The organism is Tepidibacter sp. Z1-5 (assembly GCF_037844525.1).
Classification (GTDB): domain Bacteria; phylum Bacillota; class Clostridia; order Peptostreptococcales; family Peptostreptococcaceae; genus Tepidibacter_A.
This window is the reverse complement of record NZ_JBBMMD010000082.1, coordinates 29,087-43,787: the sequence shown is the minus strand read 5'-3', so window position 1 is coordinate 43,787 and position 14,701 is coordinate 29,087. Positions and strand designations below refer to the sequence as shown.

General features: G+C 27.2%; 8 protein-coding genes and 1 CRISPR repeat array. All 8 genes read right to left on the bottom strand.

All coding sequences use genetic code 11. From position 1 onward, the window contains the following. Positions 1-12: 12 nt before the first annotated feature. The 8 genes from cas3 to iorA all read right to left on the bottom strand — a co-directional run bounded on the left by cas3 (position 13) and on the right by iorA (position 14,701). Positions 13-2,295: a CRISPR-associated helicase Cas3' gene (gene cas3, locus WJW32_RS14375; protein WP_340259574.1), complete on the bottom strand. Its 2,283-nt coding sequence runs from the start codon at positions 2,293-2,295 to the stop codon at positions 13-15. Beyond that, on the bottom strand, positions 2,295-3,014 hold the full coding sequence (cas5, locus tag WJW32_RS14370; protein ID WP_340259572.1) for a CRISPR-associated protein Cas5: 720 nt from the start codon (positions 3,012-3,014) through the stop codon (positions 2,295-2,297). The genes cas3 and cas5 overlap by 1 nt, the downstream gene beginning before the upstream one ends. Continuing rightward, positions 3,014-3,946 carry a type I-B CRISPR-associated protein Cas7/Cst2/DevR gene (gene cas7i, locus WJW32_RS14365; protein ID WP_340259570.1) on the bottom strand — a complete coding sequence of 311 codons (933 nt, stop codon included), beginning with the start codon at positions 3,944-3,946 and terminating at the stop codon, positions 3,014-3,016. Before cas7i ends, cas5 begins: the two co-directional genes overlap by 1 nt. Before the next feature lie 12 nt (positions 3,947-3,958). Then, the gene (locus WJW32_RS14360; RefSeq protein ID WP_340259568.1) at positions 3,959-5,653 is read right to left on the bottom strand and encodes a hypothetical protein; all 1,695 of its coding nucleotides are present in this window, start codon (positions 5,651-5,653) and stop codon (positions 3,959-3,961) included. A gap of 5 nt (positions 5,654-5,658) precedes the next feature. Next, positions 5,659-6,351: a CRISPR-associated endoribonuclease Cas6 gene (gene cas6 / locus WJW32_RS14355; RefSeq protein ID WP_340259566.1), complete on the bottom strand. Its 693-nt coding sequence runs from the start codon at positions 6,349-6,351 to the stop codon at positions 5,659-5,661. 86 nt (positions 6,352-6,437) lie between these two features. After that, positions 6,438-7,379, bottom strand: a complete 942-nt coding sequence (locus WJW32_RS14350) for a helix-turn-helix transcriptional regulator (RefSeq protein ID WP_340259564.1) — start codon at positions 7,377-7,379, stop codon at positions 6,438-6,440. Between the two features lie 160 nt (positions 7,380-7,539). Beyond that, positions 7,540-11,780: a CRISPR direct-repeat array (repeat unit 30 nt; unit sequence ATTTAAATACATCTCATGTTACGGTTAAAG). Between the two features lie 547 nt (positions 11,781-12,327). Continuing rightward, positions 12,328-12,924, bottom strand: coding sequence for an indolepyruvate oxidoreductase subunit beta (locus WJW32_RS14345; protein WP_340259562.1), 597 nt, complete (start codon positions 12,922-12,924; stop codon positions 12,328-12,330). A 1-nt stretch (position 12,925) separates the two neighbouring features. Next, entirely contained in the window at positions 12,926-14,701 is a 1,776-nt protein-coding gene (iorA, locus tag WJW32_RS14340) for an indolepyruvate ferredoxin oxidoreductase subunit alpha (RefSeq protein ID WP_340259560.1), read from the bottom strand.

Below are 14,701 nucleotides of genomic sequence, written 5' to 3'. Positions count from 1 at the left end.
CCCTGTATTTGTTTATATATCTATTATTGGGCTACACATGCTGTCTTTAGATAAATCTATGCCTTCCTCATAAGAATAAGGTATTTCTAATACATCATAATATCTTTTTTCTTCAATATTTTTTTCAAATACTCGATACTCACTTTTGCTTAAGTAAGCACCTAGTGAAATAGTATAATTATAATCTGTTCTTTTTTCGCCTGTTATCCCATTATTATAATCTTCATGTAATATATAATCTTTTTTAGAGAATTTAATATCTCTTAAATTATAAATATCTTCACTTTTACTTATCCCTAGATTTTCCTTTAGCATTATATCAAATGCTTTTTCTCCTTTACTAAAATTATCCTGAATTTGGTTTTGTATCTCTTTATCTTTGATAATTGCATCGTATACAATATTAAGCCATTTGTTATATTCACATATCTTATAAAGACCCTCATTTATAGTTTCATATGTTATTTCAAGTAAACCTTCTACATAAGGTTTTCTTTCAACATCCTTATATATGTATATGATTCCTTTATTATCTGATTTTTTTCTATTTACTCTACCAAATCTTTGTATTAAAGAATCTATTGGAGCTAAATCTGTATACATTATGTCAAAGTCTATATCTAAAGATACCTCTACAACCTGTGTAGCTACAAGTATAAAGTTTTCTTCGCTTTTTAATCTATCCATTATTTCTTTTTCTTTTCTCACTCTATCACATTTTTTAAATGCAGAATTATATAAAACTATATTTTCTTTTCCAACTATATTCTTCAACAAGTCATACACTTCTTTTGATTTTTTAACAGTATTTCGTATAACCAATACATTCTTTCCATTTTTATAATCTTTTTCTATTTTGTCTATATCCTCTTCTATTTTTTTATCTATTTTATAAATATAATTAGGATCATCATTAAATAAATTTTCTTGTGTTATAATCGGATATCTATTCTCATCATCTATATCAATCATTTTTTTTATAGCATTTGGTATAGATGCACTCATCAAGCATACAGGAACTTGATATTTATTACAGAGTTTTAAAAACTGTTTCATAAATCCCATCATTTTAAAATCATAAGAATGAACTTCATCTATTATTACTACAGATTTCAAAAAATTAAAAGTAACTATATTATATCTTCCTATATTTAAAAAATTTTTTAAAAGTCCATCAATAGTTCCAACAGTAAATGGATTATTAAAGGTTTTACTAAATAAAAGTTCTGAAGCAAAAGACTTATCTATATCTTTACCTGTTTCTAATGCATATTCTTCTAAATATATAGTAGCCGATGAATGTACTAATCCTGTATTGTTAAATACAGAATCTACTCTATCAAATAGTTTATTTGAAGTTGTTTGTGTAGGAAGAGTATATATAACCTTATCTTTTTTGTTACTAATATTATTCATTGACCAAAAATAAGATCCTTCAGTTTTTCCTGATCCTGTAGGCACTTCAACAAGAACATTTCCCTTGCATGATGCTAATTCTTTTTGAAATCCTCTTGGAGTAAATTTTTTAATTTTCAATGACTCTTGTAATTTATTGCATAATTGTTTTTCATCAAATACATTTTCAAATTCGAGATTCAAATTAGTTCCATCAAATTGTGCTGATGCCCTCCAATCAGCAATATTAATTATTCCTAATACATACGAGTATAATATTCTTATTTTCTCTAAATCACTATTATCCATATAACTCAGCTTATTAATAGTGGCTTTTATTTTACTTCCTAATGTTTTTCTTTGAACAGATTTGTACTCAAATTTATACTTACATTCTTTATCCAAAAACTTTTCATACCAATTTTTATATTCATAGAAGAATTTTTCTGCCTCTGGTAAAAAATTATGCTCATATTGGATTTCATTTTCCACTCCTAAAAAACCTGTATTTTTCTTAAATACCGAATGATGAGTAAGAGTAATTAAAAATAATAGATTTATACTCTCTTCTTCATCTTCATCATCTATGAAATCGAATGAAAAATCTTCAATCTTACTTGCTATATTACTAGAATAAAGAGAGTGATAAGATTTTTTTATATCTCCATTTATGTATTTTTGAAATTCATCTGTTGCTTTTCCTATGTCATGGAAGAAAGCAGAAAAGAAAAGTAAATCTCTTATTTTTTCTTGATTAATCCCTGTTAATTTTTCTATTTTTTTTAAGTCCTTATCTTCTATTAAATCTAAGGTAAAAGAAAGGACACTATTAGTGTGTCCCTCTAAACTTTGATATTCAAAGTTTTCATTATCAAGCTGTTTTTTCTTGGCGATTACCATTAATAAAACACCACCTTATTGAATCCATCTTCATATATATCCATATCACTTTTAATTTCCACTTTACAATTTATATACTCAACTTGATTTCCTTCTTTTATTATTTCTCTTTTCGTTCTTGTTCCATTCTTTACATCAACAGAATATTTTAATGGAGAAATATTTGAAGTTGGAAGTTGTATATCTTCATCACCATCTATTTTTACGCTATAATCAATTCCATCACCTATAAACACAGAGTTTATTATATTATGTTTACTTTTTTTCAAATCTAATTTCTCAATATTGTATATTCTTACTATCTCATCATCTAATCCCAATGCTGGTACTGATTTAGGATTTTTAAGAGCATCTAAAATTTCATTATTTATATTTTTATTTTCTGTATTATTCTTATTTATTTTTAAATATATTGTATATACTGATTTATAAAGCTTGTCTCTTCTTACAACACTTCTTCCTCTGTTTCCTGTCTTAAGATTTTTATATCCCCATAAATCTTTAGTTTTTCCTTCTATTTTATCTATAACAACAGAGACCTCAAATATATCATTCTTCAATGTATCATAATACCACTGTTCAGATTTTTTCATTATATTAGCGATCATTCCTATTATCGTGGTCTTAGGTGGTGCTAAAAAAGTTTTATGATATGTTCTGAAGAAAGGTACTCTAAATGAATTCAGAATACCTTCCACCTTAAATTTTATAACTTGCATTACTTATCACCCTTTTTCAAGCTATCAAGAGCTTTATTTACACCTAACACTTCATATCCTTCCTCAACAAATTTTCTAACTACCTCTTCATAGTTCTTAAATATATTCTTATCTATTCCTATCTTCACATTATTAATTACATTTTCATTATTTTTAAGTTCTTCTATTATCACATCTACATTTAAATTTCTATTTTTATCTACACTTAAAGTATTTAATAAAAATGGATTACCAACTTTTTGATTTAAAACTACTACAAATTTAGGTGATATATCTTCTAAATTTCTACTTTGCTTAGCTCCTCCATTTAGATATTTTACAGAGTCTATAAATACATTTATTCTCTCATTTATTTTTTCATCTTCTATCATTGAAATTTCATCATATGTATATTCATTTATATCTTTACCTACTTTGTCTAAATCAACAACTATATTTCCTCTCATATAATTTAACGTATCTATTTCAACTTGAACTATATTTCCACTTTTTTTACTTTCATCTTCTACTTTTTGTTTTCTAGTTAAATAATCATATTCTCCTTTGTATGGTAAAAGTGATAACATTGGAGCTACTTTTACAACAGACCATCTTCTACCCGCATTAGGAAACATATATCCAAATAAATCCATATCAATAAAATTTTCAAACATTACTTTTTTATCATTAAATTTTCCTTTTTTAAATACTTGCTCATGATAATCTCCAAAGTGAGGACTTCCATCTTCATCTACAAGCGAGATTTTTTGACCAAGTTCTCTTAAAGTTTCCTTTAAATATCTTCTTATAGCTTGTCCTGATATGTATACAAATTCATTACCCTCGTAATCACTTACTTTTTTTATAGGAGTTATATTTCCTCCCATCCCTTCTGATCCATTTAATGATGCCAAATTAACCTTTGATATATAATTTATATTTAAAAATTCCATATAATAAACCTCCTATTTATCCCCTTTATTTTTAGCATAATTTACAGATTGATATTTATTAATAGCATATATAGCCATATAGTCTCTTATTACTTCCCAATCATCATTATTATCACTTAAATAATTTAATACTTCATCAAGTGTGTTTTTAAAATCTCCACTGCAATAAACTATGCTGCTTTTTTTAAGTATTTCAAAACTCATACTTGATAAATACCCTACAAATTGATTATGATTTTTTATATTTCTAAGTCTATACAGAAAGTCTTTACTATCTAGATTTGCACATATTTTTCCTATTTCGTCTCCCATTAGCTTTCCTTTTTCATGTAAATTCATTGTTTTATCACCCCTTCTTAAGAATTTCAAATACTCACATTCGAACGAATATATTTCTTTTCCTAATGATCCAATTTTATATTTTAATAGATTAAAGCTTAAATTATAATATGCTTTTCTTAAATCTTTAAATGACATTAAGTTATCACAAAATTGCTTCGTACTTGTCTTTCCTTTATCTTTTTCTTTACTGTCATTTTGAGAAAACGATGATATAAGTCTAAATACATACTTATATAAACATCCCTCTTCATCATATTTTTTTAACTTATCGAAAAAATCAAATAACATATAAGCTTTAGTATACTCAGTCAAAGATGATTTCAACTTAGCATCTACATATGTAATAAAATTAATGTTTTTTATATCTTCAAATAATTTTTTTCTCGTTTTATCAACATCTTCTTCATAGTCCTTGATTTCTAGAGAGTTTATATAAGAAAATATATAAAGTAAGCTCTTTAGTCTAAATTCTTCTTCTGTTGTACTCAAATGAATATAATGATTTTTCACACCATCTTGCTTAAACATTTCAAACATATTCATGTTAGTTTGAAATTCTATAATTTCCCCATCTTTTTCTGTTTTTGAATTTTGCTCAGATATGTTTAAATTCTTTTTTAAACTTAAAAGTGTTTTTAAATTATTTGAATTAGGATATATTACAAATGTATTATCCTTATCTTTTCTATTATAGAATTTTTTAGATTTGACCCCATAAAAGTAAACAAGCATATCCCATTTATCAATATATTCTTTATCATCTAACATATCATTGAAATACTTGTCTCCACCTTTAAATGTGTGTACTTTTGAATCAAATTTTAATTTTTCTTTTTGAAAATAATAATTAGAATAATTATTCACAGCTTCTTCTAATGTTATATATTTAGGAATTTTGCATTTATTTTCTTCTTTAAAGTTGTTACCTTTTTTCAATAAGTTATTGCATTCTTTAATGTCAACGTTATTTTTTTCACAAAATTCGTTGCAATCTATATATATTTGTTCCACTGATTTTCCTAATTCTTTAGGAGTTATATAGGAATATGTATACTTTATATCATTTGCACTAGCAGCATCTTTAACATTAAATTTATAATCATATACAAATTTTTTATTTTCCTCATAGTAATAAATCCTTTTATTATCTGTTCTATGTACTATATTTAATTCTTTTATTATATACGAAAATATTTTCTTAAAAATCTCATCTTCTTGATTTTTGTCCAATATCAACTCTAATCTATCTTTATATATCTTTATCTCTAAACCTTCTATTTTACCTTTTAGAATTTGTCTAATATTAACTAGTCCATTATTATAAAAGAAATCCTTTGTTTTAAAAACCTTAGTTATCTCTCCCAATAATATCACCCCTTAATGCAGCAAAATCCTGCGCCTAACGATGAGTTTTTTTCTCCTAATCCAGCTGCCAGTGCTATATATGCCAGTTTTTTAGAAACTTCATCATCATTTATTTTAAATTTTATTTTATACCCAAGCATACTTTTTCCTTTGTATTTACAAGCTAATGGTTTTTTGCCCATAGTAAACTTTTCTATAAAATACTCTTCTAATTCTAATTCTTCATTAAAGAACTTCTTATATTTTTTAATTAAATTATTTTGCAATCTGCTTATAAACACTTCTAAATCGCCATTTTCTTTAATCCAAGGCTTATTATCTACAGTAACTATTACAGGTGTGATAGTATGAAACTCTTTAAAGTCATTCATATTAACTTTTCTTTTTTCTATAGCCAATATATCAATATCATTATCTTTTAACTTTTTAAGACATATCTTGATTTTATCTATAAATAACTTGTCCAAACTTCTAAGTTTAAACATATATACCTTTCCAGAAGAATATGTCTTATCTTTTTCAATAGGAAAAAAAGAATTAAAGCAATACATCTTATATTCATTTTTCTTATGTTCTTTCTTTAAATCATCATCTAAAAGCATAGATTTGTTTATTTTATTTCCTATAAATTCATTTGTTTCTGTGTAATATAGATTTTTCTTTAGTAAACATGCTATCTTTAACTCATAATAAATCAAGCTTACACCTCATTTCTGATCCATAATTTGTATTATAAATATAATTATAATGTCTATTCCGGCACTATATCTGTAACATGATAAACTTAATACAAATTTTTCATTTTTTTTATCTCATCTTTAATATATTCTCTTAAATGTTCCGGTTCTAAAACCTCAGCACAACTCCCCATACTCATTATCCAGCTTCTGAGCTCAGGATCAATACCCATACTAGCTGTAAATATAATCGACTTATCTTCATTTTGTACAATACTTTGATTACTTGCCCATATTCTTTCTTCAACTATAATAGACATAGGAGGATATATCCTAAGCTTTATATCATATTGTTTGCTATTAAATATTCCACTCTTTCCTGTATATTCTGTAAGACTAAAATCACAAGGTATCTTATATTCCTCATCTATTATTTCATAATCCTTTATTCTAGATAATTTAAAGTCCCTAATACTATTTCTAAGCTCACAATATCCTATTAAATACCAAAACCCTTTGTATAAAAATAAAGAATAAGGTCTTACTATCCTTATGCTTTTCTCTGCCTTTAAAGAAAAATATGTTATTCTTATTTTTTTTCTAGACAATAAACTCTCGCTTATTTTTAAATACTTATCTTTTTCTTTTTCTATATTAATATTAGGTCTTGAATTATTTAATATATTATAACTTAAATCAGTTACTTCTTTATCCTTCATAGCAGCACCAACTTTATCTACTGCCATTGAATATTCATCTAATAGCATAAAATTATTATCTTGTTTTAATAACTCTTTACCTAATAATAAAGATGTATACTCTTCATTTTTTAAATTAGGATAAGGTATAAATGTATCTTTTGGAATGAAATATCCTCCGTATTTTCCTCTGTTACTTTCTATAAATATACCAGCCTTCTCAAGTTCATACTTATATTCTCTAATCTGTCTTTCTTTAACTTCTAATCTCTTTGATAATTCTTGAATACTCATTTTTCCATTGTTTTTTAAAAGAATTAACATTTTAATACAATTGCTAAGTTTGCTCATGTAATCAGCTCCAAATGAATTATATGTATATAATACCTTTAATTGTAAAAATAAACAACAGAAAAACAGGTATTTCTACCTGTTTTCCATTAGGATATTTAATGTATCTCATGTTGCGATTAAGTTATGCTAATGTAGCAGCTAAAGCATTAGTACAAGAATTTAAATACATCTCATGTTACGGTTAAAGTATAACTCCTCCATCGAAATTAGAGAATGTACATAGATTTAAATACATCTCATGTTACGGTTAAAGAGATAATAAAAAAATGTTTATTGATTGTATAACTTCATTTAAATACATCTCATGTTACGGTTAAAGTAAAGTTTTATTAGATGAAATTGAATCAACTAGAAAATTTAAATACATCTCATGTTACGGTTAAAGTTGCTTTGTATGAAAGTGACACAACTATAAATACATTATTTAAATACATCTCATGTTACGGTTAAAGAGCATTACATACATATAATATAAATTTGATTTTACCATTTAAATACATCTCATGTTACGGTTAAAGAGTCTTAACCTCATCCTTTAATTGATAATTTAGATTTAAATACATCTCATGTTACGGTTAAAGCTCTGCTAATTTTTTTTCATTTTCTGCATCCTCAGCTTTCATTTAAATACATCTCATGTTACGGTTAAAGAAAATATAAGATTTTTAACGTAGGAGGTATAAATAATTTAAATACATCTCATGTTACGGTTAAAGGAAGGGTGTGATTTTGTGGAATTTAAAACTGTTGTCAATTTAAATACATCTCATGTTACGGTTAAAGACAATCAAAAGTATTTAAAAACTAACATAGATATAAATTTAAATACATCTCATGTTACGGTTAAAGACTATTCGATATTCTAATTCGATAACTTCCTAATAAATTTAAATACATCTCATGTTACGGTTAAAGAAGCTCCCTATACCTTACGGTTGTATATCAAGATTTAAATACATCTCATGTTACGGTTAAAGATAAGAGTTCAGATTTCTTTTAAGGAAAGTATAGAATTTAAATACATCTCATGTTACGGTTAAAGCCTAATTAAAGCTAGTAACTATATATTAATACTAGAATTTAAATACATCTCATGTTACGGTTAAAGTGGTAGATATACTTGATGGTTATCATAGATATCGTGATTTAAATACATCTCATGTTACGGTTAAAGTTTAGGGCTAGTTATAACTAATGCTGAGTATTATACATTTAAATACATCTCATGTTACGGTTAAAGTTAGATGTTTGTTTTTGTATCTGTATTTGAGTATCAAATTTAAATACATCTCATGTTACGGTTAAAGTCTATGTTGCGTAAAAAATTCTAACCATTTTTGAATTTAAATACATCTCATGTTACGGTTAAAGTCTTAGAGTTGCCCAACGTAGACTTAAAGTTCTATTATTTAAATACATCTCATGTTACGGTTAAAGATTAGAAAAACATTTATTAGAGAGACAAAAAAGAAATTTAAATACATCTCATGTTACGGTTAAAGTTGTCATAGTTCTAAAAAGTGGAGCTTCTGGATTACATTTAAATACATCTCATGTTACGGTTAAAGTTTTTATCTTTATCGTAAAATCCTGTTGTATCAGATTTAAATACATCTCATGTTACGGTTAAAGCACTTTCTCCACCCACTTTTGGTTTCAATAAATCTCATTTAAATACATCTCATGTTACGGTTAAAGTCCTCATCTATAAGAACATCAGCTAACTTCATGCTATTTAAATACATCTCATGTTACGGTTAAAGTAAGAAAACAATCTTTAATATTTTGGTGTAATTCAAATTTAAATACATCTCATGTTACGGTTAAAGCTATATAAAAGAAATAAGTCAAGATAAAGAAATAAGATTTAAATACATCTCATGTTACGGTTAAAGACATTTATAGTTCAAAAAGCTTGGAGCTCAATACTTAATTTAAATACATCTCATGTTACGGTTAAAGCAACAGGAGCTATACTTTTTTCAGGAAGTCCATTAAATTTAAATACATCTCATGTTACGGTTAAAGAGATGTTGGGAAAGTAATTCAAAAATATTATTTAGATTTAAATACATCTCATGTTACGGTTAAAGTGTCCTATAGATTCAAATTCAGCTCCTATTTTTTCATTTAAATACATCTCATGTTACGGTTAAAGGTAACAACCCAACACCAAACAAGCAAACTGAAAAGATTTAAATACATCTCATGTTACGGTTAAAGAAATTTTAGTTCAGGAGGGGTAAATATGGATAAACAATTTAAATACATCTCATGTTACGGTTAAAGTATTTCAGATTTATAATCTTTCACTACAAATAATTCATTTAAATACATCTCATGTTACGGTTAAAGGATGTATTGGTTGTCCTATGGGTGGTAAAAGAGGTAATTTAAATACATCTCATGTTACGGTTAAAGGAATCCTTCTTGTCCTTCTCTACTAATCCAAGGTATATTTAAATACATCTCATGTTACGGTTAAAGTCTTAGGTGTACTAAATGGACTATTCGGTATAGAATTTAAATACATCTCATGTTACGGTTAAAGATCTTAGTAATGCAGAAATAACTCTTAGTAGTGCAAATTTAAATACATCTCATGTTACGGTTAAAGGATTTAAAGCTTCATCTCTAAAAAATATTATAAAATATTTAAATACATCTCATGTTACGGTTAAAGCTCATATTCAATAAGGTGTAAGTTAGTATTTACAAATTTAAATACATCTCATGTTACGGTTAAAGATGGCTAAGCAAAGAAGGTAAATTGATTTTAGACTAATTTAAATACATCTCATGTTACGGTTAAAGGAAAGAGAAACAGGTATTAACAAAGTTAAATTAACAAATTTAAATACATCTCATGTTACGGTTAAAGAGTTTTTTCGCAAGTATTTGGAGAATGTGAATGTAATTTAAATACATCTCATGTTACGGTTAAAGGGTGGCCCTCGTGGTCTTGCAGCTGATTCGGGCAATTTAAATACATCTCATGTTACGGTTAAAGATTGAATACATTCATACTTATCAATATGTTACCCTTATTTAAATACATCTCATGTTACGGTTAAAGTTTTATTAAGCTAATCACTTTTTTACTATCAATAAAAATTTAAATACATCTCATGTTACGGTTAAAGGAACGGGTTAAATCCATTATTCATTTCAACCCTAATTATTTAAATACATCTCATGTTACGGTTAAAGATATAAAGAAAAAGAAATGAAAAGGGGGGATAAAAAATTTAAATACATCTCATGTTACGGTTAAAGGAAAGCATTCTTTCTAATTCCTCCGGATCACGCAAATTTAAATACATCTCATGTTACGGTTAAAGCAGAAAAATTATTTATGCTAGTAGGTTCTATTGTGAATTTAAATACATCTCATGTTACGGTTAAAGCTAAAATCATTATTTCCTAAAGTTTGTGTATTCAATATTTAAATACATCTCATGTTACGGTTAAAGCTATGTGTTATGCATGGGGACTAAATAAATCAAAGACATTTAAATACATCTCATGTTACGGTTAAAGGAACAGATTGTAAAATTTTCTGTTCTTTTATTATTAATTTAAATACATCTCATGTTACGGTTAAAGAAGAATGGTTTTATACTAAAAAGAAAAAAGGAACAAAATTTAAATACATCTCATGTTACGGTTAAAGTTATTGCAATTTTGAGGGTGATAATATGGAAATTATATTTAAATACATCTCATGTTACGGTTAAAGCGATTTTTATTTTATTGTAAAAACCTATGAAAATAAATTTAAATACATCTCATGTTACGGTTAAAGTTCGAGTTTAAAAGACACTATAGTTGATATGAAAAAATTTAAATACATCTCATGTTACGGTTAAAGTCTTGAATTTATAAAAGAAGCTAATAAGCAATTTACATTTAAATACATCTCATGTTACGGTTAAAGTCTTTGGGCTTTTTTTATTTGAAGGAGTGGAATAGAATTTAAATACATCTCATGTTACGGTTAAAGCTTATAGAAGATATAAAAGAAAGAGGAGTATCCGTATTTAAATACATCTCATGTTACGGTTAAAGTATATTTACCATCTTCATTCTTTCCTAAAGATTCCAATTTAAATACATCTCATGTTACGGTTAAAGTAGTTTCGGTATTTATGTAATTAAAAAGTTTGACGTATTTAAATACATCTCATGTTACGGTTAAAGTTTAGGAGCTACACCATTAACTTTCAAAGATTTAATATTTAAATACATCTCATGTTACGGTTAAAGTCCATTATTGCTAGATTTTATTAAATGGGTTATTCTATTTAAATACATCTCATGTTACGGTTAAAGGAGATATTATAGATACGTTACAATTATTAAGAACAAATTTAAATACATCTCATGTTACGGTTAAAGCACAGTAAAATAGCCATTCTTAAAATCACTAATTTCTATAAACCCATTGATTTTTCAACATTTCTCTATTTTTTTACCAGCCTCTTTACATATAATTATAACTCTAAACAATATTCCTTGTAAACTTCTATTTTTCAATACTTCCAAAGATTTTTCTAAAATTTGTGGTTGGTAAATTCCGAGGTAAGATTGAATGTTTTTAATATAGAAGAATTACCATTAAAACTACCTATAAAAATGTTAGTGAATATTTTTAGATATTTTTGACTAATATAACTTAGTTTTTAGCGTTTAATAATCTGTTAAGAAATTTGCGTGTTTGACCATAGGGAGTTCGTAAATTTTAAGATTATTAATAAGATAAAAGCTTAGTTATATTCAAAATATCGTTGTATTCACGGTATTTTTGTAGGTAGTTTTTGATAACCCACAGACACTAAAAAAAAACTAATTGTAGAAATATATATTCCTACAATTAGTTTCCTTAATCAAAAACACAAATACATACCCTACAAGAGCACTCAAAAAGCAAAACATAAATGCCTTACTATAATGCTTTTTCTTTTAATCCACTTTCAAGACCTTTTTTAACAGCCTTCATGTTTAAATCTACGAATTTTTCTTTAACATTATCTTTTAATGCCTTATCCCAATCTATATCTTCAATCCCTAGTGACTTAATAAGTCCACCAAGCATTATTATATTTTGAGCCTTTATATTTCCAAGTTCTATAGCTTCATTAGCTGCATTTATAACTGTTACATCGTCATATTTTGCTTCTATCTTTTCAATTATATCTTCTGGATATGCTTCTTTTCCTGATAAAACAGTTGCTGATGGAATAGCATAATCATTTATTACAATCTTTCCATCTGGCTTTAAATACTCTAACCATCTTAAAGCCTCTACTCTTTCAAATGCAACAATTATATCAGCTTGACCTTTTCCTATTATAGGTGAATATACTTTTTCTCCGTATCTTACCTGAGTTGTAACACTTCCACCTCTTTGTGCCATACCATGAACCTCAGACATTTTAACATCATAGCCTGAATCTATTAATCCACTTGATAATACCTTTGAAGCTAGTATTATTCCTTGTCCTCCAACTCCTACTAATAAAACATTTTTCACATTACACATATTATTCACCAACCTTTTCTATAGCATCAAATGGACATACTTGAGCACATACACTACATCCAACACACATAGTTTTATCTATCTTAGCAACCTCATCAAATGATATTGCTGGACATCCTGATTTTAAGCACACCTTACACTGCTTACACTTATCTTCTTTAACCTCATAAGACTTAGGTGTACAATCAAATCTTTCTTTATCTTCTTTAGAGAATTTCTTAAGTGCACAAGGCCATTGAGTTATTATTACTGATGGCTCATCAGATTCAAGAGCTTTGTTTAAAGCTTCCTCATTAGCATTTAAATCAAGAGGATTTACAACAGTTATATTCTTAACCCCTATAGCCTTACATACGCTTGGGATATCTATTTGATTAGTTTCTTCTCCCATTAAAGTGTATCCTGTTCCTGGATTTTGTTGGTGTCCTGTCATACCAGTTATTCTATTATCTAATATTACAGTTATTGAGTTCCCTTTATTGTACATAACATCTACTAAGCTTAATATTCCCGTATGGAAGAAAGTTGAATCTCCTATAACACTTACTACTCTCTTATCTACATTATGGAAATTAAATGCTTTTTGAGCTCCATGACCTGAACTTATAGATGCTCCCATACAAATACATGTATCCATAGCATTAAGTGGTTCTGCTGAACCTAGAGTATAACATCCTATATCTCCTGTAATCATTACATTCTTTTTCTTAGATAAAGTATAGAAGAATCCTCTATGTGGACATCCTGCACATAATGTTGGAGGTCTACCTATTACATCTTCCTTAAGCTCTGCAACAGCTGCTGCAACTTCACCTTCTGTACCTAAAAGAGAACTTGCTATTATATCAGGATTTAATTCTCCTAGGTTAGATATTTTCTCTTTTCCTATACAGTCAATTCCTCTAGCCTTTAATTGTTCTTCTATATAAGGTTCTAATTCTTCTATTACATATAAAGTTTCTACTTGTTTAGCAAAATCTTCTATTTTTCCAAATGGAAGTGGATGAGTAAATCCTAATTTAAGATAAGAAACATTATCTCCAAATACCTCTTTAGCATATTGATAAGATATACCAGAAGTTATAACTCCCACTTTTTTATCGTTCCACTCTACTTTATTCAAATGAGTTTCATTACTGAACTCTTCCATTTTCTTTAATTTATCTTCAACTACAACATGTAACTTTCTACCGTTACCTGGAGTTGCAACGAATTTAGCTATATTTTTATTATAAGGCTTTATTCCCACTTCTTCTCTTTCTCCAAATTCAACTAAAGTTTTAGAATGACATACTCTAGTTGTAACTCTATATAAAACAGGTACATCAAATTTTTCTGATATTTCCATAGCATCCTTCATAAAATCCTTTGCCTCTTGTGAATCACTAGGCTCTATCATTGCGATTTTAGCAAATTTAGCATAATATCTATTGTCCTGCTCATTTTGAGATGAATGCATTCCTGGATCATCTGCAGATACTAATACCATTCCTCCATTAACACCAGTGTAAGCAAAAGTCATTAGAGGATCTGCTGCAACGTTAACTCCAACATGCTTCATAGCAGCTAAAGATCTAGCTCCTGCTATAGATGATCCTATAGCAACTTCAAGTGCTACTTTTTCATTTGGAGCCCATTCAGAATATATATCTTTATATAAAGCTATATTTTCAAGAACCTCAGTAGATGGAGTTCCCGGATAAGCACAAGCTATACTTCCACCTGCTTCATAAAATCCTCTAGCAATAGCTTCATTACCTGTCATAAGTTTTTTCAT